Consider the following 24438-nt stretch of genomic DNA (forward strand, 5'->3'; position numbering starts at 1 on the left):
CGGTATGTCCCGTGCCGCACGGCTTAGTCTCGGCATTCTGGTTGCCCTTCTGATCGGATCTTTCCTTTTTGCCGGGCTCACGTTATCCCAGAAGCTCCAGCTGGAGCAGGAAAAGCAGGGGCTCCTCAAGAACATCGACGAGTACCAGCTCAAGGAACGCAACCTCACCCTCGAAAAGAACCAGCTCGCCGCAACACTCAAGGACGTCGAAGCCAAGAAGAACGAGCTGGAAAACAAGCTCGGCGGCCTCGACACCAACATCTCCAGCCTCAACGAAAAGCTGGAAAAATTCAACAGCGAAGTTGAAGAGCAGAAGAAACAGATCGAGACCCTCCGCGCCGAGCGCGACAATCTTTTGGTCAAGCTTGAAGAGAAGCCGAAGGAAAAAGTCGTCTTCAAATATATCGAGAAGCCGGCCGATGAGACCGCGCCGCCCGCCGGACAAGAGACCGGCCCGGCCGCTGCGCAGCCGCCCGCCCCGAAACCCGCCGACAAACCCGAACCCGCCGTTCCCGTCATTGATGAAGGGGACGAATATTGGGCCGCTGTCCTCAAGCAGAAGGCCGCGCTGGAGGTCGAGCTCAATAACGTCAAGGACGAGCTTTCCAGGAGCCAGGTGGAGCTCGGCGAGCTGAAGAAACAGAACGGCGATCTGCAGTTGGAACTCAACGGTCTGAAAGGCGACAAAGAAACCATCGAGCGCGAGATCAAATACGGCCAGGACCTGGCGGACACGCTGTCCCTGGACCTCGCCCGCGCCAAGAACGACAAGAAATTCATGGGCGACCGGCTGGACCGGATCACCAAGGAGAACGCGGGCCTGCGCCAGCAGATCAAGGAACTCACGTCCACCAAGGTCGCCCTGGAAAAGAGCATCGTGAAGCTCCAGGACGAAAAGAAGTCCGTTGAGAAAAGGATGGCCGAGACCGAGAACCTGATCCAGAACCGGATCGACGAGATCTGGAAGATCAAGGAGACCCTGGAGAAGAGTTTCAAGCCCGCGGCCAAATCGTCCAGCTCCAGCTCGATCCAGCTTCCACCGATCGTCGTGAGCGCCCACGGGGGAGACAGCGTCTCCCCGGTCTCCTCCGATGAGCCGCCGTCCGCCGAGGCCGGGGCCCTGGACGGCCGCGTGGTCAGCGTGAACGCGGACAACAATTTTGTCATCGTGGACGCGGGAGAATCCGCCGGCATCAAGATCGGCGACATCCTGCACGTTTATCACGGCAGCGAATACGTCGCCGAGCTGTCCGTCATCCAGGTCCGGAAGGACATCGCGGCGGCGGATATCCGCGAGAAAGCCGCCGAGATCCAGGTCGGCGACAGCGTCCGGTGACACCCCCGGTGTTTTCCTATGCCGAAAAAACCGAAAAATATCAGCATTGAAGACGTCGCCCGCCGCGCCAAGGTTTCCATCACCACCGTCTCCCGCGTCTTAAACAACATCCCCACCGTCAGCAAGGACAACCAGTCCCGCGTCGAAGAGGCGATCGCCCATCTCAAATTCAAGCCCAACGTCAGCGCCCAGCGCCTGGCCACGGGCGTGACCAACGCCCTGGGGCTCGTCATGCCGGGATACCCGGGGATCTTCCACTCCTTCTACGCCGTCGAGATCATCCGCGGTATCGGGCATTCCTGCGAGATCCTCAAGCTCGACCTGGTGTTCCATATCACCAACGGGCTCAATCCCATCAACACCAACAGCGTGGGCGGCATCATCTTCGCCGACATCATCGAGAACCGCAAGCAGGTGGAAGCGGCCCTGGATGCCGGGATCTCCTGCATGGTCATCAACAACATCGTCGAGGATCTGCCGGTGAGTTATATCGGCATCGACAACCTGGCCGGCGGGTTCGCGGCCGCGGAGTATCTGATCAACCTGGGGCACACCCGGGTCGCCACCGTGACCGGGAACACCCAGCAGCAGGCCGGCGGCCAGCGGCTTGAAGGGTACAAAAAGGCGCTCAAGAAGAACAATATCCCGCTCAATAATGATTACATCGTGGAGGGCGATTATTCCCGGCGCAGCGCGCGCGCCGCGGCCGAGAAGCTCCTCGCCATGCCCCAGCCCCCCACGGCGATTTTCGTCGCGAGCGACGACATGGCCATGGAGATCGTGGCCTACGCCCTGGAGAAGGGAATGAAGGTCCCGGACGACCTGTCCATCATCGGGTTTGACGACAACCCCATCTGCCTGTACGGCCCGGTCGCGCTCACCACCATGAAACAGCCGCTGTTCGAGATGGCCGAGGAATCGGTCAAACAGCTCAACGCCATCATGACCGGCAAGAAAAAGGCGCCGGCCAAGACCGTGCTTTCCCCCCAGCTGGTCATGCGCGAGTCCTGCGCCCCGCCGAAGAAATAACCGCGCCCGATCCCTCGGGTGTTGACAAAATTTCCAAAACAGGGTATTTTAGGATTCAAACCGGAAGAAGCCCGGGGGGCTTTTTCGACCCAGCGGAGAAACGGAAATGAGCAAGCTCATCGCCTTCGTCATGTACCTTCTGTGGACAGCCACGATCATCGCCGTCCTGGCCGCGACGTTCACCAATTTCCATTATGAAGACTTCAACCTCCTCGCCCTGCTTTTGCTCATCGTCACCCTCACCAACACCTTTTTTGTCGTCACCAGAGGCAAATAACCCCCATGTCCCATCATCGATTTGACTGCGTTGTCATCGGCGCCGGACACGCCGGCGTTGAAGCCGCCCTGGCCGCCAGCCGCATGGGCTGCAAGACCGCCATGGTCACGCTTTTTGTCGAGACCATCGGCCAGATGAGCTGCAACCCGGCCATCGGCGGGGTGGGCAAGGGCCAGCTCGTCAAGGAGATCGACGCGCTCGGCGGGGAGATGGGGCTGGCCGCGGACCGCACCGGCATCCAGTTCCGCCAGCTCAACGCCTCCAAGGGGCAGGCCGTGCGTTCCTCGCGCTGCCAGAGCGACCGCAAACAGTACAAGCTTTACATGCAGAAGGCCGTGCGGGACCAGGACAACCTGACCGTGATCGCCGACGAGGCGAGCGAGATCCTGGTCTCCGGCGGGCAGGTCACGGGACTGCGGACCGTTTCCGGGCTGACGCTCGAGACCCCGGCGGTCGTTGTCACGACCGGCACATTTTTGAAGGGCCGCATCCACGTCGGTCCGACCATCACGCCCGGGGGGCGCATCGGCGAGCCGGCCTCGGTGCGGCTCGCGGACAACATCAAGGACCTGGGCTTTGAGGTCGTTTTCTTCAAGACCGGCACGCCGCCGCGGCTCGACGGCAAGACCATCGATTTCTCCCGCATGGTCATCCAGCATTCGGACGAACGGCCTATCCCGTTCTCCTTTCGCACGCCGTTCATTCCCAGGGAGCAGAAACTCCTCCCGTGCTATCTCACGCACACCGGCGAGCGCACGCACGAGGTCATCCGGAACAATTTCCACCTGTCGCCGATGTATTCCGGCCAGATCCAGGCCACGGGCGTGCGGTACTGCCCGTCCATCGAGGACAAGCTGAAGAAGTTCGCCGACAAATCGCACCATCTCGTGTTCCTGGAGCCGGAGGGGCTGGACACCGACGAATATTATCCCAACGGCATCTCGACCGGCCTGCCGGCGGAGGTGCAGGAAGAGTTCGTGCGCACGATCCCCGGGCTGGAGAACGTCCGCTTCGTCCGCCACGGGTATTCCATCGAGCACGGGGTCATCCCGCCGACGTCCATCACGCCGTTCATGGAGACAAAGACGGTGAAAGGGCTTTACCTGGCCGGGCAGATCAACGGCACCACGGGATATGAGGAAGCGGGCGCGCAGGGGCTTTTGGCCGGCATCAACGCGGCCTTGCGCGTGAAGGGCGAGGAGCCGTTTGTGCTGGGACGGCATGAGTCTTACATCGGCGTTCTCATGGACGATCTGACGACCAAAGGCACGGACGAGCCCTACCGCATGTTCACCTCGCGCGTGGAGCACCGCCTTATCGTGCGCGAGGACAACGCGGACAAGCGGCTCGCGTCTTACGGCCGGAAGTTCGGGCTTTTGTCCGGCGAGGATTTCGCCAAGGTCGAGCGCAAATACGCGATGATCGGCAGGGAAGTGGAGCACCTGAGGTCCACCCGCGTTTATCCCGGCTCTCCGCTGGACGAAATCCTGGAAGCCAACAACAGCCAGCCGCTGCGCCAGCCCATCCTGCTGAGCGACCTGCTGAAGCGCCCCGAGATCCGTTATCACATGATCTCGGCGTTCGACGGGCTTCTCAAGGATTTTCCGCCGGAGGTCATCGACCAGGTCGAGTATGAGATCAAGTATGAGGGCTTCATCCACCGCGCGCTCAAGAACGCGGAGAAGTTCAAACACCTGGAGGCGATCCGCATCCCGGGGGACATCAATTACGACGGCATCGGCGGGCTGTCCATCGAGATCCGGCAGAAGATGAAAAAGTTTTCCCCGCTGACGCTGGGGCAGGCCAACCGCATTTCCGGGGTGACGCCGGCCGCTATCACCATCCTCATGATCCATCTGCGTAAGTTGACCTATCAGAGGAAGATTTCCCGCGAGACGCCGGGGCTCCCTGACGTTTGAATTGACACGTCTTTCCGGACGGTGTTATAATCCTTTAACTTTGGCGCATGTCCTATCGGGTTTAATCAAGAGTGAGGGAGGCAAATTATGAGCACAAACGTAGCCGGCAACATGAAGATCGCCAATAATATCGTCGAATTGATCGGCAAAACGCCGCTGGTCCGCCTGGGCAAGATGAACGCGGGCTGCCACGCCGAGATCATTTTGAAACTTGAATATTTCAATCCATTAGGTTCGGTCAAAGACCGCATCGGCTGTGCCATGATCGAGGCCGCGGAAAAGGCCGGCAAGATCAACGCGGAGACCATCATCGTCGAGCCGACCTCCGGCAACACCGGCATCGCCCTGGCGTTTGTCTGCGCGGTCAAAGGGTACAAATTGACGCTCACCATGCCAGAGACCATGAGTTTGGAACGCCGCTCGCTGTTGAGGGCGCTGGGCGCGAACCTGGTCCTGACCCCCGGCTCCGAAGGCATGAAGGGCGCGATCCGCAAGGCGCAGGAACTCGCCGCGTCCGACAGCAGATATTTCGTCCCCCAGCAGTTTGAGAACCCCGCCAACCCGGAGATCCACCGCAAGACCACGGCCGAAGAGATTTGGAACGACACGGCCGGGCAGGCGGACATCCTGATCTCCGGCATCGGCACCGGCGGGACCATCACGGGGATCGCGGAGGTCATTAAAAAGAGAAAGCCCTCGTTCAAGGCCATCGCGGTCGAACCGGTCGGCTCTCCGGTCCTGTCCGGCGGCCAGCCCGGCCCCCACAAGATCCAGGGGATCGGCGCGGGGTTTGTGCCGAAGATCCTGAATACCGGCATCATTGACGAAGTGGTGCAGGTTACCAACGAAGAGGCCTTCGAGCACGCCAAGCGGCTTATTAAAGAGGAAGGCATCCTCTGCGGGATTTCTTCCGGCGCCGCCGTAAGCGCCGCGCTCAAGGTGGGCCGCCGTGAAGAGAACAAGGGCAAGATGATCGTTGTGATCATCCCCAGCACCGGCGAGCGTTACCTGAGCACCGATCTTTTCGCGGAGTATCGCGGGTAATGAGAAATTCCCCACCACAACCCCGGGGGTTGTGGTGGTCGTAGAAAGAAATTAGGAGGGGCAGGCTTTCAAAAGCCTGCCCCTTTTTGTATAATGTAACTGTCCCTGTCTCAACCATTTGCCAACCCCGGGGGTTGGTAGAGGTCCGATTTATGGCAGATTTTAAGAAAGTCCTCGACAGTCAGACGGTCCGCTTCATCCTGTTCATTTTGCTCCTGGTCGGACTCGTGGGGGTGGGGCGGTCCCTGGAGATGGACGTGGAGCGGCTCAAGGTCCAGCTTTTGCAGTATCCGCTCTGGCTTTCGGGGATCGTTTATATCCTGTTTTACGTGGGGCTCACCCTGCTGATCTGGCTGGGGCCGAAGGACGTGTTCCGGATTTCCGGAGCCCTGCTCTACGGGCCTTACATCAGCACGGTCTTCGTCACCATTGCGGAATTGATCAGCCTGGTCTTCCTTTTTTATATGAGCCGCAAGCTCGGGCGCGGGTTCGTGGAAGAGAGGATGAAGGTCAAGTCCGGCGACATCGAGAAGACGAAAAAAGAGGTAGGCTGGTTCAACGTCTTCACCCTGCGCATCAATCCGCTGGTCCCTTACCGCTTTCTCGATCTGGCCTACGGGCTGACAAAGATTTCCTTCAAGAAATATTTCCTCGTCGCGCTGTTCTCCTCGCCGCCGAGGATTTTCTGGCTGCAGTATATCCTGGCCGGGGTGGGGACGCTCGCCCTCAAGGACCTGGCCGCGATGATAGAGTATTTCCAGAGCAAGCCGGAGGTGTTCCTGGGCAGCTGCGTTTACATGCTGTTTGTGATCGTGGTGAGTGTGATCGCGGTGGTGAGGAATGTGGTTCTTGCGAGGAAGGCCCGCCGGTCCGCCTAAATTTTTATCCCCAGCGCCAGGTCCAGGACGATCTCCGCCATCATGGCCGCGCAGGCGGTGACCCTCGGCGCCATGGGCGGGTGGCCATGCGCCGTGTCCGTGCAGCGGTCGCCGATGATGGTGATGTTGCCCACGGTCTTGATGGTCATGGGTTTTTTCTCCATCAGCCCCGCCATGCCGATCCCACTGACGACGTGTTTCACCTTGTCGTGATAGTAATCCACGAGCTTGTATTTCCATTCCGCCTGGTCGAACGCCTCCACGACGTAATCACAATCCTTGAAATAGAGATTCCCGGTCTGCGTGTTCCAGTGGACCTGATGGATGGTGATGTCCGCGTCCGGATTGATGGCGAGAAGCCGCTCCTTCAGGATCTCGACTTTCGGGTGGCCGATCTCCTCCAGGTAGTAATGCTGGCGGTTCAGGTTCGACGCGTCGATCAAGTCCTGGTCCAGGATCTCCAGCCGCGTGAAGCCGGAACGCACCAGGATCATCGCGCAGTTCGAGCCCAGCCCTCCGGCCCCGCCGATGCCGACCTTGACGGACTGGATGGCCTTGAGCTGGTCCGTCGTGAGGTAGCGGAGCAGGCCCTGTTCGAAGGCGTTGTAAGTTTTTGTCAGGGATCCGGGGTTCATTTCAGATTACCGAAATAAAGTTTGTCCCCCCGCATCGTGTGGATCAACTGCAAAGAGGTCTTGACGATCGGGAGGAGCTCAATGTCCTCGCAGGCGATGATGTCGGCCGCGGCGTCTTTGCCGTAGGGCTTGGCCGCGGCGCAAATCTTGTAAGAACCGGATTTCGCCAGCAGGAGCGCGCGGCCTTCCGGGCTGGTGCTGGTGTGGCTGACCGCCGCCTGCCGCAACGCTTCCGCGTCCGGAGCGGCCTCGAACGTCACGCCGGCCGGGATGAGGAATATCCGGATCTCCTTTTCCGGATCCTGCGACAGCATGTGGCTGTCATCAGTTTCCGTCAACCCATACGCCTGGATCTCCAGGACCGCGGAGTCGGGGAGCGTCTCCTCGTTGGGCGCGCTGATCGCCAGGGGCAGAAGGAGCGAGGAACACAGCAGGGCGATAAGGGAAATCATTTACGGCCTCTTTTTCGTGTAGAAGAACTGGAACAGCGTCAGGGTCCATGCCGTGCCGATCACGACGTGGGGGACATAGGTCGGATAGGTGTTGTCGATGAAGATCCGTTTCAAACACCAGAGCGCCCAAAGATGCCCGCCGATCACCGCCCCTGCCAGCCCCCCGTGCCAGAACTCCGGCTTTTTTCGCAACAAAGACACCGACACCGCGATCCCGAAGACCGCGATCCACGCCGGAACAATGCCCCAGTAGAGGAATTCTTTGGACATGGGTTTGTTAAATTAAGAGTAAAAGGAGCACAAGTACGCACGGACACAGGTCACAAGTCAAGAATTCAAGTTACGTCGTGTGTCCCCCGATGGTGTTTTTGTGCTTGTAGTATAGCGTACCTAAAATTATCCGCCTTAACATACGGACAAGTAAGAGTTCCGGCAAAAATAATACCTCGCCCATCAAACTCTACCCATATTTTTTCATTTTGGATTTTCTTTATCACACCAAAACTCCTTAGTGGAATATTTGGAAATTTTCCCACAGAAACAACCTGATTTCCGACTTTGAGATTATATATATTTTTCATCCAAATTTCCTATAGAAAAAAAATCGAATTTATTGTTCTCCTTTGGGATAAAGACGCAGCTGGCATAACCGTTGAACGATACCAAGTCAAGAATTCAGGTTGCGTCGTGTGTCCTTGGAATTCTTCGGTTTTGAAGTCTTTTGAATATCGGCCTCGTTTACTCATCAGACACCTCCTATCGGTTATTGTATCCGATTTTTGGTGTCCGTTAAAGCGGGGGTATCTCACCCCTTCAGTTAACTGCCCTATCCCTTTTTAGGGACTTCCCCCTGCTTTCCCACCCGCTGATATATGCTATTCACCCCATCCCTTTTGAGTGGCTTCGTTTAACAATATATCTCTAGCTTGATCTTCCGTTAATCGGTATTTCTTTAATAATTCGGAATATTTAAGATAAAAAAGCTGGTCCCCATATTCTCGCTGGTTATCATCCCATGGATTAGGATATTTCTTAATAGCTTCATTATCTGCCCAGGCACTTAATTTACTACGCTCGGTTACAAACATTTTCCGCTGGTCCTCACTTAACCCAAACTTTTCTTCTGGCGGCAAACTTCGGGCTCGAACTCTCTCATCGATAATATTCCGATCCGGCGCAATATTTTGTTTAACCATTCGCCCATTAGAAAAATTAATTTTTATAAAATCCCAAGCGTCGTTTTTACCAATTAATTCGACTTCGCCAGAAACTAGTGGATATGTTTCTTTTATGACCCCCAAGATTTCTTTGGGAATATTTTCGGCTTCGCTAAAACTTAGTTCCTTGCTATTCCTATTCATAAAAATCAAAAGCTGTCCCATCCGATATTGGCCAAAAATTCGCTCAAAGTAAATTCCTTCCTTTGCAGCGATTGCGTTAAGCACTGTAGTGATTGATTGATCACAATTAGCAGTTTCTATCGTTGTCGTGCCCCTCTGGAATTTTTCATTTGGGACAGAAGCGGATGTAATGATAGGGAAGGAAATGGTTATTCCGTAAGCTAGAATTTGCAAGATTATTAAAACAACCCCCCTCCTTAATGAATGCTTAATAAACTTTATTCCTAACGGGGGGAAATAAATCTGGTTATTTGATATATTATTTTTCATAATTGCTCCTAACGAGAAGGGGTCAGTCTGAGCTAACCCCGCTTTAACGCGAAGCAGCGAGCTTCCCCAGAACGCTTCTAAATCGCCTCTTTATTTCCAACCCCTTTCACCAGAACCGTCCGCGCCGTCCTGCGTACGTGCGTACTTGTGTCCGTGTGCCCCTTTACAAAAACTCTACTCACCCATTCCCAATCGCCCTCCAATCCGTGAACACGGGGTCGAAGTGGCGGGTTTTTAGCATGTCCACGATTTCGGCCACGCTGCGTTTGTCCTCGATGTCGAACTGGGGGTCCTGGTCTTCGGGTGATTTTAAAGTATAGCCGCCGACGGCGGTATTGGAGCCGGCGGAAATCTTGGTGACGCCGATCTCCAGGGCGTGGTCGCGCATGCGGGCGTCTTCGCGGGTGGAGAGGTTGATGCCGGCGCGCGGGAACAAAAGGCGCGTGAGGCAGATGATCTTGATGAACGTGACGTCGTCAACGTCGCAGACCGCGAATTCCCGGCCTTTGATTTTGCGCAGTCTGGGAAACGACACGCTGTATTCAACGCCCGGATACGCCTTCTCCATATAACGCAGGTGGCGGTAGAGGGCGAGGAGGTCTTCAGCCACGTCCGACAAGCCCAGCAAAATCCCCATAGAGAGGTGCCGGATGCCGCCTTGCGCGGCGCGCTCGGGCGTGGCGTAACGGTATTCGTAATCCGCTTTTTTCCCGGAGAGGTGGACTTCCTGATACCGGTCGCGGTCGTAAGTTTCCTGATACACGGTGATGCCGTCAACGCCGTGCAGGTAAAGGTCTTTGTATTCCTCTGCTTCCATGGGATGGACTTCCAGGGCGATCGATGCGAAATGCTGTTTGGCCGCGGACACGGCTTCCTTTAAATAGGAGGTGGGCGTGACGTTGTAGGATTCGCCGGTCAACAGGAGGATGTTCTCGATGCCGGTCTTGGCCACAGCCGCCATTTCGAGGTGCATCTCATCGGGGTTGAGTTTGACGCGCTTGATGCGGTGGTGGCTGTGGTAGCCGCAGTAGGTGCAGTGGCTGCTGCAATAGTTGGACAGATAGACCGGCGCGTAGAGCGAGACGGCCCGGCCGAAATACTGGCGCGTGAGCTGTGCGGATTTCTGCGCGAGCTTCTCCGTCTGCCGCGGGTCGGGGTTGGAAAGGATGTCTTTGATTTCCTTCAGAGTGATCATAACTTGCGTGGATTAAACCTGTTGCCAACCCCGGGGGTTGGTAACAGGGTGGTTGGGAACTTTTATTCGTATAAAAATCCCGTCAGCGGCGAAGACGCGTCGGCGATCGTTTTCTGCGCGGGAAGTTTGCTCAAATATCCGAGGCGGCCGGCCTTCACGGCCATGGCAAACGCCTGGGCGAGGAGCGCCGGATGTCCGGCGGTGGCCACGGCGGTGTTGGCCAGCACGGCGTCGGCCCCCATCTCCATGGCCTCGGCGGCCTGGGACGGAGCGCCGATCCCGGCGTCCACGACGATCGGGATATCGATCTCGTCAATGAGGATGCGGATGAATTCTTTGGCCTTGAGCCCCTGGTTGCTGCCGATCAGGGAGCCGAGCGGCATCACCGAGGCGGCACCGGCCTTGACGAGCTCGCGCGCGGCGTAAAGGTCCGGGGACATGTAGGGCATGACCACAAAGCCGTCGGCGGCGAGGATCTCGGTGGCCTTGATGGTCTCTTGATTATCAGGCAGAAGGTATTTGCTGTCGTTGATGACCTCGATCTTGACCCAGTGGCCGCAACCGGATTCGCGCGCGAGTTTGGCGATGCGCACGGCTTCCTGGGCGTTGCGGGCGCCGGAGGTGTTGACCAGAAGGGTGACGTTTTTCGGGATGTATTCGAGGATGTTGTCTTCGTGGCGCTCGAGGTCGATGCGGCGGAGGGCCACGGTCACGATCTCGGTCTTTGAAGCGGCGATGGAATCGGCAAGGTCGGTCTTGCTCTTGAACTTGCCGGTGCCGAGGAGGAAACGGCTGGTGAAGGACTTGCCCGCGATGGTGAGCGGGGTGTCCTGGATCTGCGCTGATTTTTGTTCTGTGGTTTGCATGGAGGAAAAATTCATGGGTCCTGTCCCGGCTTGCCTTTCGCCGGGGGTGTCAGAAGGCGCGGGGGCAGCTCCTGCTCAAACAGTCCTCGCGCCTTAGCTTATTCTACATGTTTTGAGGTAAGCTGCGGGCTGCGCCTGCCTGCCGGCAGGGAACTCGCCTGAGACGCCCCCGCGCCTTCCTCAAGATAAGATTGTAATGCCGGGCCACCCATTTCTGGATGGAAGTTTTTTCTATCCGCTAAACGCTATCCGCTAATCGCTGATTCAACCCCCGCCCACGAAACTGACCAGCTCGATGATGTCGCCGTCTTCCACCGTGGTTCTATCCCACTGGGAGGCCTTCACGATCTCTCCGTTGATCTCGGAAATGACGCGGGAGCTGTCCTTGCAGAACATATGGACGATGTCCTTAAGGTTCGTAGGATTGTTGAGCTCTCTGCATTGGCCGTTGACTGTGATTTTCATGCGTTTCCTCACTGTTTGAACGATTCCCAAAAAGTCGGCAATTGGGAGCGGAAAAAGGAAGTCTGAACGAGCAGAAACAGGGGGATTTTTTCCGTAATCCGACAGCCATTTTAGTGCAGATTGGACAAAAATGCAACTGTCTTGAGGGGGCCGGGGGTTATGTTTAACGGAAATACCTTTGTCGCCTCACTCCGCGGGATGACGCGGGCGAAAAGTTATCGCCGGCATCAAAATAATTGAAATTTCATTGACTTGTGTAATTTTAAATAGCATAATTGCAATTGATTGATAAACAGGGATCTTCGGAACGGAGGTCATGCGGTTGTCCACCATGGAAAGGCCTGTATTTACGCGACATGAAACACATTCCCGCCGAGAATGTTCCAGACATTCTTCCTGTCTTTCGATGTTTAATCATCCTTTCAAAAATTCTCTGAATCGCCGGGAACGCGCGTCTTCGGCCCATTTTCCAATTTGAAAAAAATGTAGATTTTGAATATACTTTGGTGTATAACAATCATTTAATATCACATGTGGCAGGCCGGGGGAGACGTTAAGCGCCGCCGGTTTCGGGGACGAAAACAACCAACGTTAAAATATTTACAAGGAACAGGAATAAAATGACGACAGAAGCAACCAATAAGGCGTTCGGATACCAGTTGTTATTGGATCTCTACGGTTGCAAAGAGGGCGCGTGCGACGATCTGACGCTGTGTTACAAGTTCCTGGACGAAAGCGTGGCGGCCTTGGGGATGGAGAAACAGGCCCCGCCGAACATCTTCCGCAGCGATGACAAGCTTTTCCCGGACAAGGCCGGGCTGTCGGGATGGGTCCCTTTGATCGAGAGTTCGATCGTGATCCACACCCTGACGGTGAAGAACTTCATCTCGGTGGACGTGTACTGCTGCAAGAGTTTTGACGTGAAGGTCGCCAAGGAGCTTTGCCGCAAGTTTTTCGCGCCGAAGCGCATCGACGGCCAGTTCATCGAACGGGGATGGGATTATTACAAATCGGACTCCGACCATCACACCGTGACGGTCAAGAAGGCCGAATCCAAGAGCCCGGAGATCATCATCCACAAGAAGGAAGCTATAGCCGTATAGTTTGGCGTTAAGATAGGCAATACAACCAGGGGAATGGACCGGTAGCATCGGAAAATTCCCCTGTTTTATTGAAACTCGAAATACGAACCAACGGGACATCAAATACCAAACCTGAATATCGAAACCCGGAACAAATACAAATGTTCAAAATTTAAATGTTCAAAACACTGCCGTTTTGAATTTAAATCATTCGAATTTTGAGCTTGTTTCGAATTCCGTGTTTCGGATTTAGGATTTCCTGAAAATCATGCCCTATTCCACCCACGACATCCTTCGCGTCGAAGAAAAATGGCAAAAGATCTGGGCGGAGAAGTCCGTCTTCAAGGCCGCCATGGATCCCGCCAAAAAGAAATATTACGTCCTCGAGATGTTCCCTTACCCGTCGGGCAAGATCCACATGGGGCACGTGCGCAATTACACGATCGCGGACGTGATCGCCCGGTTCAAGATGGCGCAGGGATACAGCGTCCTGCACCCGATGGGCTACGACGCCTTCGGCCAGCCGGCCGAGAACGCGGCCATCAAGCACAAGACCGATCCTTCCAAGTGGACGTATTCCTGTATCGACCAGATGCGCGAGGAGCTCAAGCGCATGGGGTTTTCCTATGACTGGGACCGCGAACTTTCCACCTGCGACAAAGAATACTACCGCTGGAACCAGTGGATCTTCCTCAAGATGTTCGAGAAAGGGCTGGCCTACAAGAAGGCCTCGTCCGTGAACTGGTGCCCGTCGTGCGAGACCACGCTGGCCAACGAAGAGGTCATCAACGGCGCGTGCTGGCGCTGCAAGTCCGAGGTCGCGCAAAAAGACCTGGAGCAGTGGTATCTGAAGATCACGCAGTATTCGGAACAGCTCCTGGAGGATTTGAAAAAACTGAAAGAGTGGCCGGAGCGCGTGATCGCCATGCAGGAAAACTGGATCGGCAAGAGCTACGGGGTCGAGATCCATTTCAAGGTCAAAAAAACAGGGGAGACCCTGCCGGTGTTCACCACAAGGCCCGACACGATCTTCGGCGCGACGTATGTGGTCCTGGCGCCGGAGCATCCGCTGGTTGAAAAATTGATCACAGGCGCGGCACAGGAAAAAGCGGTGCGTGCGTTTGTGGAGAAGGTAGGGAATTTGAGCAAGAGTTTGCGCGTGTCGGCGGACAAGCGCAAGGACGGCATCTTCACCGGCGAATACGCGGTCAATCCTGTGAACGGCGAAGAGATCCCGATCTGGGTCGGGGATTATGTTTTGATGGAATACGGGACCGGCGCCATCATGGCGGTGCCGACGCATGACCAGAGAGATTTCCTGTTCGCCAGGGAGCACGGGCTTCCGTTGCGGATCGTCATCCAGGACGCGAAGAATCCCGGCATGACCGAGAAGGACATGACGCAGGCGCACGAGGGGGAAGGCAGGCTCGTCCATTCGAAACAGTTCGACGGGCAGGACAACGAGCCGGCCAAACAGAAGATCGCCGAATGGATGGAGCAAAAACATATGGGCCGGGTCACGGTGCACTGGCGCCTGCGCGACTGGCTGATCTCCCGGCAGAGATACTGGGGAACGCCGATCCCGATGATCTATTGCGAGAAATGCGGCATCGTTCCTGTGCCGGAAAATCAGCTGCCGGTGGTCCTGCCGGAGAACGTGAAGATCACCGGCGAGGGCGGAAGCCCGCTGGCCAAGAGCGCGGAGTTCGTGAACACGACGTGCCCGAAATGCAACGCCACGGCCCGGCGGGAAACGGACACCATGGCGACGTTCTTCGATTCGTCGTGGTATTTTCTCCGCTACGCCTCGGCGCGCAACGATAAAGAAATTTTCGACAAAAAAGAAGCGGCCTACTGGATGCCGGTGGACCAATACATCGGCGGGATCGAGCACGCGATCCTTCACCTTTTGTATTCAAGGTTTTTCACGAAGTTCCTGCGCGACCTGGGGCTGGTCGCGGCGGACGAGCCGTTCACGCGGCTTTTGACCCAGGGCATGGTGCTCAAGGACGGCGAGGTCATGTCCAAGTCCCGCGGCAACACCGTGGACCCGGACGCGGTCATCAGCCGTTACGGCGCGGACACCCTGCGATTGTTCATCCTGTTCGCCGCTCCGCCGGAGGACCAGCTCGAATGGAACGACAACGCCATGGACGGGGCGTGGAGATTTCTGAACCGCATCTGGAACGTGATCGAGGACAAATGCAAGCCGGCACCGGACAGCGTCGCCGAGGACCGGATGGACGACGCGGACCGCGCGCTGGAGCGCGAGCGCAACGCCGCGATCAAGAAGACCACGGAGGACATCGCGGGCTTCAAGTTCAACACGGCCATCAGCCAGCTGATGATCCTGATGAACGCCGTCGAGAAATATCTGCCGGTGATGGCGGACAGCCCTGTGAGGCAGGCCCTGCTCAACCGCACGATGAAGACCGTTGTCCTGCTGCTGTCGCCCATGACCCCGCACATTTGCGAGGAATTGTGGCAGAGGATGGGCGGGACAGAGGAGAGCATCGTGCGCGTGAAATGGCCGGAGTTCGACGAATCGGCGATGAAAAAAGCGTCGGTGCAGGTCGTGGTCCAGATCAACGGCAAGCTGCGCGGCAAGTTCACGGTCCCGCCGGATCTCCCGGAGGCCGCCCTGCGCGAGACCGTCCTGGCCGACGCCAAGATCCAGGAATATCTCCAGGGCAAGGACATCAAGAAATTCATCGTCGTGCCCAACAAGCTCGTCAGCATCGTGATTTGACATCCGTTGTAGTATTTGTTAACATGATTAACAGTATATTTATCCCCCCTCGTAGTTCCTAATTTCCCCTAACAGAAAAGTTTTTCTTCGCATAAGGACGTAGTCTGTGTTTTCCAGGCAATCAACCTCCCGTTCTCAACCTGGGGGGTTGAAATCGGGAGGTTGGGTTAGGAGGAATCTATGACAAGAAAAGAAAACCCTGTGGCCGGCGAAATTTATCATGTGTTCAATAAGAGCATAGCGGGGTTTAGAATATTTCAAGTCGAGGCAGACTTTGTGAGGATGCGGTATTTGATGCGGTACTATCAATATGCAGGGATGCCCTCTTACGCACATTTTGGGAGTCAAGATTGCGTAAAAATAAACGGTTTTGATAAATGCTTTAGGGATGTTCTTCAAGGCAAGCTTCGCATTGTTGATGTTTATGCATTCTGTATTATGCCGACTCATATTCACCTTGTCTTGAAACCATTGACAAACGGGAGCGTTGCCCAGTTTATGGGCAATATTTTGAATAGTTATTCCAAATATTTTAATTTTAAATACGATCGACAAGGACCGCTTTGGACAGGGCCTTTCAAGAATGTCTTGGTTGAAACAGAGGAGCAGCTTCTTCATTTGATTCGGTATATTCATTTGAATCCAGCGGTTGCTAATTTGGTATCGGCGGTCGATGGTTGGCAGTATTCGTCTTACCGTGAATATTTGGGACAAGTCACAATCCAGAAAGGTGTGTGTTCAAAGTTATACCTGGGGGGCATGTTGAAAAATGCATATCAGAAATTTGTAGAGGAACGTTTGCCGTATCAAAAGGAATTGGCTCTGATCAAGCATTTGGTGAAGGAATGAGGGAGTTCAACCTCCCGTTTTCAACCCGGGGGGTTGAAAACGGGAGGTTGAGGTGGGGGAGGTTGAAGATGATTGGGTTGACGAGGCAGGAGAGGGCGGTTTTGCTGGTATTCGGCGCGGTGATTTTTTGCGGCACGGGACTGGATTGGGTTTTTAAGATGTTCCCGAAGGCCGGGGAGGCGGTGCATTTCATCGACGCGCAGTCCATGGACGGGCGGGTGGACATTAACAGCGCTTCGGCGGAACAGCTGGAAAAACTCCCCCGCGTGGGCCGGGTGCTCGCGCAGAGGATCGCGGCGTACCGGAAGGAGCACGGGCCGTTCCGCGAGATCGGCGAGCTGCGAAACGTCGAAGGGATCGGGCCGAAGAGCTTTGAGCGCATCGCGCCGTTTGTGCGCCCGGTGAATTTTTCGCAAGATTAATGAAATGCGAGCGAAAGATTCGGGGAGACCGTCCCCACGTCTCCGAGGTAACAGTCCCTGCGTTTTGCTTCGCGAAAGTGAAGCGCGGGGACGTCAGAGGGGCAGAGCCCCTTGATTAAGAACGGGGTTCAACGATGAGGAAGGCGGAGCCGCTGTATTGGGGGCCTTTATCCGGGGTTTTTCTTCTATTCATCCTGGGGATCGTTCTGCAGGATCTCCTGCGTTTTCCGGCGGGGGCCTGGGCCTTGACGAGCGGGGTGTCCCTCGTTGCCGCGGCCGCGGCGCGGCGCCGCCCGGCCGCCGCGATGGCCCTGTTCGGCCTCTTTCTGATCGCCGCCGGAGGATTTTCTCTCGCCAACCAGAGGGCCTATTCGCGCGAACACATTACGTTTACCGGCCGTTATTATCAGGGGGAGACAGTCACCCTGACCGGTCGGATCGTGTCGGAAGTCCAGAGGCGGTCCTCGCCGTCCGGCATGAAAACAACCTTTACGCTGGACGTCCGGCGCATCGAGACCCCGCAGATGTTTTCCAGGACAACGGGGAGGGTCCTGGTCACGTGGCACGGCGAGCCGGACGCGGCTTACGGCGATGACATCGCGGTCGACGGCCGGCTGAAACGGGCGTTCGACTATCGCGGGCGCGTCCGTTTTTCCTACCGCAAATACCTTTCCCGGCAAGGCATCGAGTGGACGTTTTCCGCCAAGCGGTCCGCCGAGGGCCGGGTGTTGTCCCGGGGGAACGGCCATCCTGTGCGCGAGCTGGCGATCCGGGCTTCGGGCCGTTTGAAAAAGATCATCCAGGACCATTTTCCTCCCGGTGAAGCGGGCCTCCTGACCGCGTTTTTGCTGGGGGACCGGCTGGCCCTGCCGGATTCGATCAATCAAATATTTTTTCGCACCGGCACGCTCCATGTCCTGGCGATCAGCGGCTCGCACGTGGTGGTCGTGGCGGCGTGCGTGTTTTTTCTGCTGAAACTCCTGCCGGTCCCGTTCCGCGCCCAATACCTGCTGGTGATCCTGTTTTTGGTGTTTTACGCCGTCATGACCGGGGCCAGGCCGTCGGTGGTGCGGGCGGTCCTGATGACCTCGGTGTTCCTGGCCAGTTTTATGTTCGAGCGCGAGACCATGAGCCTGAACACCTTGTCGCTGTCGGGGCTGGCCCTGTGCCTCTGGAATCCGGAGAATGTTTTCGATCTGGGCTTTCAGCTTTCGTTTTTGAGCGTTTTTACGATCATTGTTTTTTATCCGCCGGCCGCGGAAACGCTGGCCCGGGCGTCGGTCCGGGGGCGGCATCTGCCGAAAATCCTCACGGACGCGGTCGCGGTCTCGTTCGCGGCCTGGCTGGGTGTCGCCGGGGTGGTGGCGTACAACTTCATGATCGTGACGCCGGTGACCATGCCGGCCAACCTGCTGGTCGTGCCGCTCATGGGCGCGCTCGTTGTCCTGGGGATGGGGATGCTGTTCTGCGGGCTGGCCGCGCCGTTTTTGCTCTACGCCTTTGTCCCCTGCGTGAGCGTTGTCATCAACGCTATGATCATCGCGGCCGATCTGGCGGACCGGGTCCCGGGGGCGTATTTTTATTGGAAGGGAGTTTCCTGGGGACACGCGGTATGTTATTATGGAGTCATCGGTTTTTTGGCCTGCGGGCCGCGCTTGGCCGGAGGACCGGCGGCGAAGGCCATAAAGGGGGGGGTGCCCGATTGACAAGAGATAATAACTGTGCTAAATTGGCCGAGTTACGCAGAAGTATATTAATATTATTTAACGCCATGTCCCGAAAAATCCTCGTTACCGCCATCGTTTTCGCCGTTGTCCTGATGTTCTCTGTCCCGGCCCAGGCCTTCTGGGTCTGGACGCCCGAGACCAACAAGTGGACCAACCCCAAATACTCGGTCAAGGACACCCCCCAGGACCAGCTTGCCTACGCGCTGGAATTTTACAAGGACAAGGAGTATAAAAAAACGATCGAGGAGATGGAAAAGCTCATCAAGCATTATCCCCGCGCCCGCGAGGCCGCAGAGGCCAAATATTATGTCGGGCTTTGCTATGAGGACCAGGGCCAGCTTTACCAGGCCTTCAAGGAATACCAGGTCGTGATCGAGAAATACCCGTTCAGCGAGCGCGCCGGCGCGATCGTCGAGAAGCAGTTCAGCATCGGCGACCAGCTGATGGAAGGAAAGCAGAAAAAGAGCAAGGTCCTGCAGACCATCGCCGGCGGGGGATACGACGTGATCGACGTGTACCGCACCGTGATCAAGAACGCCCCGTACGGCCCCTTCGCCGCCCACGCCCAGTACAAGATCGGGCTTTACCTCCAGGAAAAACAGCTTTACCAGGAGGCCCGCGACGAGTTTGAGAAGACGATCAACGACTATCCCGAGAGCGAATGGGCCAAGGCCGCCCGTTACCAGATCGCGCTGTCCGATTCCAAGCGTTCCTCCGGCCCCGGATACGACCAGAAGGTGACGCGGACGGCGGTCGAGGAATTCAAGAGTTTCGTCAAGGATTACCCCGACGCGGACCTCTCGGAGAAGGCGAAGAAGGAGATCCACAACCTCCGCGAGAAAGAGGCCGAAAACCATTTTCTGATCGCCGCCTTTTACGAGAAGCAGAAGAAATTCGACGCGGCCAAAGTCTATTATTCGGAAGTCGTGCGGGATTACCAGAACACAAGCTGGGCCAAGAAGGCCCTGGAAAAGATCCAGACCCTCAACACCCTTCCCGGCGGAAAGAAATGAAAAGATATTTCATCGCGATCGCTTTTTTGGCCCTGGGCACGGTGTCCCTGAGCTGCGGGTACAGCGCCCGCTCGGGTCTGTCCGGCTTCCGCACGATCTATGTCGACAAATTCAAGAACAGCATCGATTTCACCGCTGAGAGCCGGCGCCGCACCTACTTCCCGCTCCTGGAGGTCAAGGTCCACAAGTCGGTCATCGACCGTTTCATTTTTAACGGCAGCCTGCGCATCGCCGAGAAGGAGAAGGCGGACCTGGTGCTGACAGGGGAAGTGACGGGATACGACCGCAACGCCCTGCGTTACACCGACAACGACGACGTCCAGGAATACCGCGTTTACGTCGTCATGAACCTGACCCTCACCGACCCGAAGACGGACACCGTGATCTGGGAGGAGAACGGGTTCACCGGCGAGGCCACGTATTTCCTCACCGGGTCCCAGTCCAGGTCGGAGAGCGCCGCCGTGGACGACGCCATCACGGACCTGGCCAGGCGCGTGGTGGAGCGGACCATCGAGAACTGGTGACGTTTCTCCCCGGAGGAGGCCGCGCGATGATCTATATTTTTCTCGGGGAGGACGAAGCCGCCAAAAGTTCCCGCATTGACCAGATCAAAAAAGAGACCCTGCCGGACCCCGACGCCCGTTCGTTCGATTACGAGATCCTGTACGCCCCCAAGCTCAACCCCGTCACGCTCAAGCAGTCGCTGATCGCCCTGCCGGCCATCGCCAGGAAGCGCCTCGTGCTCCTCAAGGAGTGCCACCGGCTGACGGAAGATAACCAGGCCATTCTGGCGTCCTTTGCCGCCGCTTCGCACGAGCACCTGGTCCTGATCCTGGAATCGTCCCGGCTGGAACCCGGGAGCCCTTTTGTCCAGCGGCTCAAACCTTACGCGAAAATCATCGCCACGCAAACCGCCCCCGAAATCAACGTTTTCACCGTGACCAAGGCCATGGAAGCCGGCCAGCCGGCGCAGGCGCTCAAACTGCTTTTTGAGATCATGGAGCGGGGGGAAAAGCCGGTCCAGATCCTGGGCGGCCTGGTCTGGTTCTGGAGCAAAAAGCGCGCCTTGGTCCCGGCGGATGTTTATCAGGAAGGCCTGCGGGTCCTGCAGGAAACGGATTTGAACGTCAAGCGCACCCGGCTGAGGCCCGAGTTTGCCCTGGAAGAGGCCGTGGTGAAGCTCGGCGGGCTTTGGTTCCAGAGCGGGACCGGTTTCGCTGGGTATCGAAAGTAATAAAAAAACCAACCGGAAAGGTTGGTTTTTTTAAGAAAATTTGTCTTTAGGAGCGCAGAGCGGAAAAAGGCGTTATTTGGAAGCGGCGGCGAAAAGTGCCATGCGAAGCATGGCACGAAAGGGGTGTGGGGAAACCCTTTCCCCACGCCTGGGGGGGTGCTCAGTCCCGTTGGTCATGCTTTGCGGAGCAAAGCAAACGGGACGCCGAAGGGGGGCTTGCCCCCCTAGTGGAGAGCCGCCGATTTGTTTTAAACGAAAAGAATTGTCGCAGTTTGAAACAGCGGGTTACTTGGAAGCGGCGGCGGGGTGACAGGGCGACAAATCAGGAGCCCTGCCTGTCACGCCCGGCGAGACGTGAACCGGGCCGGGGTTTTTGAGATGAGAATAATTCCCGTGGTTCGGTGAGTGAGATTACTTCGCTGCACTGGCGAGAATACGGGCAAACTTTGATTTCCGCCTGGCGGCCGTGTTCTTGTGAAGGATGTTCTCCTTCGCGGCCTTGTCCAGTTTCTTGAAAACGACGCGGAGATTCGCGGGGGCGTCCTGGCCCTTGTTTCCGACGGAGACCATGAATTTCTTGACGGCCTTCTTCAGGTCGGTCTTGAGGTCAAGATTGTGAAGGTGACGGGTGCGGTTCTTGCGCAGTTCTTTTTTTGCTGAAGATCTTTGCGGCACGGTGAATCACTCCTTGATGGTATTGTTGGGCGGCAGCCGGAATTCGTCCGGTTCAGGAAAGTCAGTAATATAGCAAAGGGCCTGCAGGATGTCAACTGATAAATCGCTCCACCCCGATTCCCACAGCGCCATCATCCGGTCGAGCTCCGTGATCGCCGCGGGCACGCTGGCCTCGCGGATCCTGGGGTTTATCCGCGACGTCATTTTGGCCCGGATCCTGGGGACCGGCGTCCGGGCGGACGCGTTCTTTGTGGCCTTCAAGATCCCGAACCTTTTACGCGACCTGGTGGGAGAGGGCGCCACCAATTCCGCGGTGGTCCCGGTTTTTTCCGAGTATCTGATCAAAAAGGAGCGGCAGGAGTTCTGGAATTTCGTGAGCGTGATTTTCGCCATGGGGCTCATCACCCTGAGCGCCCTGACCATCCTGGGCATGATCTTTGCCCCGCTCATCGTCAAGGTGATCGCCCCCGGGTTCGCGGTGGAGACAGGGAAGATGGAGCTCACGATCCGGCTGACCCGGATCATGTTCCCCTACCTGATCCTGATCGGGGTCACGGCCTACAGCATGGCGGTCCTGTATTCGTTCAAGATGTTCACCGTCCCGGCCTTCAGTCCGTGCCTGCTGAATTTGGCGATGATCGTGAGCGCGCTGGCCAGCCCGTTTCTGGGCGTTGACCCGGTTTACGCCCTGGCCGTCGGGACCCTGGTGGGGGGCGCTTTGCAGTTGTTCGTCCAGCAGAGGGCGCTGGCCAAGACCGGGATGAAGTTCCGCTGGCCGAAAACGTTCCGGCACCCCGGCGCCGAGCAGGTGGGCCGGCTGTTCCTGCCGCGGCTGTTCGGGTCCGGCATTTACCAGATCACGGTGCTGGTGGACACGTTCTGCGCGTCGCTGGCGCACATCGTCGGGCCGGGCGGGGTGTCCGCGCTGTATTACTCGAACCGCATCATCCAGTTCCCGATGGGGATCTTCAGCCTGTCCATGGCCTCGGCCGCCCTGCCGACCATGTCCACCCTGTTCTCGACCAATGACCTCGGCCGGCTCAAGAAAACGATCGTGTTCTCGCTGGAAAACAATTTTTTTATCATGTTCCCGACCGGGATCCTCACCATCATCCTGGCCGAGCCGATCGTGCGCATCCTTTTTCAGCGGGGGGAATTCGACGCCTATTCCACCGTGATCACGTCGGGGACGCTGTTGTTTTACGGCTTCGGGCTGTTCAGTTTCGGCGGGGTCAAGATGCTGGTGGCGGTCTTTTACGCCCTGCAGGACACCAAGACCCCGGTCAAGGTCGCGGCGCTGTGCCTGTTCATCAACGTTGTCCTGGATTTTGTCCTGATCTGGCCGATGAAGGTCATGGGGATCGCCATGGCCGGCGCGGTCGCGGCCACGGTCAATTTCCTCATCCTGTTTTACCTTTTGGACAAGCGGCTCGGCGGGTTCAACGCGGAGTTCCGCAATTTTATCGCCAAGGTCCTTTTCGCCACGACGCTGACCGGCGTCGCGGTCTGGGAGGCGTGGGCGTTCTGGCATTTTCCGAGCGAGCTGGTCAAGTTCGCCGTGGTCGGCAGCGGCGGGATCGTTTTTTACCAGGGGCTCTGCGGCGTTCTGGGGGTCGAGCAGGCGAGGAAGATCCTGAACTGGGTCTTCCGGCGCGGTTGAGGGCGGACCATGGCGGACGTGAAGGATAAAATCAGCGCCCTGCCGCTCACCAGCGGTGTTTATTTGATGAAGGACGGCGAAGGGACCGTCATCTACGTCGGCAAGGCGGTCAGCCTGCGCAAGCGCGTGCAGTCGTATTTCCGCAAGACGAAAATATTTTCCAAGACAGACCTCCTCGCCGCGGCGATCAGGGACATCGCCCACATCCCCACGAACAGCGAGGCCGAGGCCCTGATCCTCGAGGCCAGCCTGATCAAGCAGTATCAGCCGAAATACAACGTCGAGCTGCGCGACGACAAGAGTTACCCGTTCATTGAGATCACCGGCGAGGAATTCCCGAGAATCTCGGTCTGCCGTCCGCGGGTGAAGGCGCGGGGGAGCATTTATTATGGGCCTTACGTCGAGGTGACGCTGGTCCGCGAGGCGCTGGCCATCATCCGCAAGATCTTCCATTTCCGCACCTGCGAGCCGTTTCCCGACAAGGCCTGCCTGGATTATCACATCGGGCTGTGCGACGCGCCGTGCATCCAGAACATCAGCCGGGACGGGTATCTGCGGAACATCCGGCGCGTGCGGCTGATCCTGGAGGGGAAGAAGGACGAGCTTTACCGGAACCTCAAGAAAGACATGGAAGCCCTCGTCCGGGAGAAACGCTTTGAGGAGGCGGCCAAGGTCCGCGACCAGATCCGCGCGATCGGGGCGCTGTACTCCGGCACCGGGGACGTCAACTATTATAAGGAAGCCGAGCAGCTCCAGCGGGCGCTGGGCCTGCCGCGCCTGCCCGAGCGGATCGAGGCGTTCGATATTTCCAATATCATGGGCCGCCAGGCCGTGGGCTCGATGGTGTCGTTCCTGAACGGGAGCCCGGACAAGAACAACTACCGGCGGTTCCGCATCAAAGAAGTCGGCGGGATCGACGATTTTCAGATGATCGCCGAGGTGGTCCGGCGGCGTTACCGCCGGCTGAAGGCCGAGGGGCTGATGTTCCCGGACCTCATCGTGATCGACGGCGGGAAAGGCCAGCTCTCCGCGGCCTGCGGGGAACTGGAAAAGCTGGAAGTCCAAATTCCGGTTGTTTCACTCGCCAAGAGAGAAGAGGAGATTTTTCTCCTGGGGAAGCGGAATCCGGTCATCCTGGCGAAAGATTCTCTGGGGCTGCAGCTCTTGCAGAGGATCCGCGACGAGGCCCACCGCTTCGCGGTGTCGTATCACCGGCTGTTACGGGGCAAACACGCGCTTAAATCGGACTAATGCCCACCAC

The 24438-nt window shown here is 57.2% G+C and carries 25 protein-coding genes; 16 read left to right on the top strand and 9 right to left on the bottom strand.

The features are described 5' to 3' along the window. Nucleotides 1–4 precede the first annotated feature (4 nt). The 6 genes from Q8Q08_06545 to Q8Q08_06570 all read left to right on the top strand — a co-directional run bounded on the left by Q8Q08_06545 (nt 5) and on the right by Q8Q08_06570 (nt 6483). Entirely contained in the window at nt 5–1336 is a 1332-nt protein-coding gene (locus Q8Q08_06545) for a hypothetical protein (GenBank protein ID MDP2653674.1), read from the top strand. An 18-nt stretch (nt 1337–1354) separates the two neighbouring features. Continuing rightward, nucleotides 1355–2365 (top strand): LacI family DNA-binding transcriptional regulator, encoded by a 1011-nt coding sequence (locus Q8Q08_06550; protein ID MDP2653675.1) that lies wholly within the window; start codon nt 1355–1357, stop codon nt 2363–2365. A 106-nt stretch (nt 2366–2471) separates the two neighbouring features. Beyond that, complete coding sequence (locus Q8Q08_06555) at nt 2472–2642, top strand: hypothetical protein (GenBank protein ID MDP2653676.1); 171 nt, start codon at nt 2472–2474, stop codon at nt 2640–2642. Between the two features lie 5 nt (nt 2643–2647). Then, nucleotides 2648–4561 carry a tRNA uridine-5-carboxymethylaminomethyl(34) synthesis enzyme MnmG gene (gene mnmG, locus Q8Q08_06560; protein MDP2653677.1) on the top strand — a complete coding sequence of 638 codons (1914 nt, stop codon included), beginning with the start codon at nt 2648–2650 and terminating at the stop codon, nt 4559–4561. Between the two features lie 111 nt (nt 4562–4672). Beyond that, the gene (gene cysK / locus Q8Q08_06565; GenBank protein MDP2653678.1) at nt 4673–5605 is read left to right on the top strand and encodes a cysteine synthase A; all 933 of its coding nucleotides are present in this window, start codon (nt 4673–4675) and stop codon (nt 5603–5605) included. A gap of 152 nt (nt 5606–5757) precedes the next feature. Then, complete coding sequence (locus Q8Q08_06570; protein MDP2653679.1) at nt 5758–6483, top strand: VTT domain-containing protein; 726 nt, start codon at nt 5758–5760, stop codon at nt 6481–6483. Here Q8Q08_06570 and thiF read toward each other — a convergent pair. From thiF to thiS, 8 genes are all read right to left on the bottom strand, one after another. Further along, nucleotides 6480–7118, bottom strand: coding sequence for a sulfur carrier protein ThiS adenylyltransferase ThiF (gene thiF, locus Q8Q08_06575; GenBank protein ID MDP2653680.1), 639 nt, complete (start codon nt 7116–7118; stop codon nt 6480–6482). The two genes, Q8Q08_06570 and thiF, sit on opposite strands and share 4 nt — an antisense overlap. Beyond that, on the bottom strand, nt 7115–7570 hold the full coding sequence (locus Q8Q08_06580) for a hypothetical protein (GenBank protein ID MDP2653681.1): 456 nt from the start codon (nt 7568–7570) through the stop codon (nt 7115–7117). The genes thiF and Q8Q08_06580 overlap by 4 nt, the downstream gene beginning before the upstream one ends. Continuing rightward, nucleotides 7571–7840 carry a hypothetical protein gene (locus Q8Q08_06585; GenBank protein ID MDP2653682.1) on the bottom strand — a complete coding sequence of 90 codons (270 nt, stop codon included), beginning with the start codon at nt 7838–7840 and terminating at the stop codon, nt 7571–7573. It abuts the gene before it with no gap. Between the two features lie 65 nt (nt 7841–7905). Then, entirely contained in the window at nt 7906–8151 is a 246-nt protein-coding gene (locus tag Q8Q08_06590) for a hypothetical protein (protein ID MDP2653683.1), read from the bottom strand. Between the two features lie 294 nt (nt 8152–8445). After that, nucleotides 8446–9240, bottom strand: coding sequence for a hypothetical protein (locus Q8Q08_06595; protein MDP2653684.1), 795 nt, complete (start codon nt 9238–9240; stop codon nt 8446–8448). A 178-nt stretch (nt 9241–9418) separates the two neighbouring features. Beyond that, a complete protein-coding gene (gene thiH, locus Q8Q08_06600; GenBank protein ID MDP2653685.1) occupies nt 9419–10435 on the bottom strand; it encodes a 2-iminoacetate synthase ThiH in 1017 nt (338 codons plus the stop codon). 62 nt (nt 10436–10497) lie between these two features. Beyond that, nucleotides 10498–11301 (bottom strand): thiazole synthase, encoded by an 804-nt coding sequence (locus tag Q8Q08_06605; protein ID MDP2653686.1) that lies wholly within the window; start codon nt 11299–11301, stop codon nt 10498–10500. A gap of 264 nt (nt 11302–11565) precedes the next feature. Further along, nucleotides 11566–11766 carry a sulfur carrier protein ThiS gene (thiS, locus tag Q8Q08_06610; protein MDP2653687.1) on the bottom strand — a complete coding sequence of 67 codons (201 nt, stop codon included), beginning with the start codon at nt 11764–11766 and terminating at the stop codon, nt 11566–11568. A gap of 620 nt (nt 11767–12386) precedes the next feature. Between thiS and Q8Q08_06615 the strand changes: the two genes are divergently transcribed. The 8 genes from Q8Q08_06615 (at nt 12387) to Q8Q08_06650 (ending at nt 20842) form a co-directional block, all read left to right on the top strand. Beyond that, the gene (locus Q8Q08_06615; protein ID MDP2653688.1) at nt 12387–12869 is read left to right on the top strand and encodes an S-adenosylmethionine decarboxylase; all 483 of its coding nucleotides are present in this window, start codon (nt 12387–12389) and stop codon (nt 12867–12869) included. A 247-nt stretch (nt 12870–13116) separates the two neighbouring features. Next, nucleotides 13117–15597 (top strand): leucine--tRNA ligase, encoded by a 2481-nt coding sequence (leuS, locus tag Q8Q08_06620; GenBank protein ID MDP2653689.1) that lies wholly within the window; start codon nt 13117–13119, stop codon nt 15595–15597. Between the two features lie 180 nt (nt 15598–15777). Further along, entirely contained in the window at nt 15778–16446 is a 669-nt protein-coding gene (locus Q8Q08_06625; protein MDP2653690.1) for a transposase, read from the top strand. 68 nt (nt 16447–16514) lie between these two features. After that, nucleotides 16515–16868 carry a helix-hairpin-helix domain-containing protein gene (locus tag Q8Q08_06630; protein ID MDP2653691.1) on the top strand — a complete coding sequence of 118 codons (354 nt, stop codon included), beginning with the start codon at nt 16515–16517 and terminating at the stop codon, nt 16866–16868. Between the two features lie 134 nt (nt 16869–17002). Beyond that, entirely contained in the window at nt 17003–18574 is a 1572-nt protein-coding gene (locus Q8Q08_06635; GenBank protein MDP2653692.1) for a ComEC/Rec2 family competence protein, read from the top strand. Nucleotides 18575–18639: 65 nt separating this feature from the next. Beyond that, nucleotides 18640–19608: an outer membrane protein assembly factor BamD gene (bamD, locus tag Q8Q08_06640; GenBank protein MDP2653693.1), complete on the top strand. Its 969-nt coding sequence runs from the start codon at nt 18640–18642 to the stop codon at nt 19606–19608. After that, nucleotides 19605–20132, top strand: coding sequence for an LptE family protein (locus Q8Q08_06645; protein MDP2653694.1), 528 nt, complete (start codon nt 19605–19607; stop codon nt 20130–20132). The genes bamD and Q8Q08_06645 overlap by 4 nt, the downstream gene beginning before the upstream one ends. Before the next feature lie 26 nt (nt 20133–20158). Beyond that, complete coding sequence (locus Q8Q08_06650) at nt 20159–20842, top strand: hypothetical protein (GenBank protein MDP2653695.1); 684 nt, start codon at nt 20159–20161, stop codon at nt 20840–20842. Nucleotides 20843–21253: 411 nt separating this feature from the next. Here the strand turns inward: Q8Q08_06650 and rpsT are convergent, their stop codons facing one another. Then, nucleotides 21254–21517, bottom strand: a complete 264-nt coding sequence (rpsT, locus tag Q8Q08_06655) for a 30S ribosomal protein S20 (protein MDP2653696.1) — start codon at nt 21515–21517, stop codon at nt 21254–21256. Between the two features lie 88 nt (nt 21518–21605). Between rpsT and murJ the strand changes: the two genes are divergently transcribed. Next, nucleotides 21606–23177: a murein biosynthesis integral membrane protein MurJ gene (gene murJ, locus Q8Q08_06660; GenBank protein MDP2653697.1), complete on the top strand. Its 1572-nt coding sequence runs from the start codon at nt 21606–21608 to the stop codon at nt 23175–23177. Between the two features lie 9 nt (nt 23178–23186). Then, entirely contained in the window at nt 23187–24428 is a 1242-nt protein-coding gene (locus Q8Q08_06665) for an excinuclease ABC subunit UvrC (GenBank protein MDP2653698.1), read from the top strand. The last annotated feature ends 10 nt before the right edge of the window (nt 24429–24438 follow it).

Source organism: Candidatus Omnitrophota bacterium (assembly GCA_030688425.1).
GTDB lineage: Bacteria > Omnitrophota > Gorgyraeia > Zapsychrales > JANLHA01 > JAUYIB01.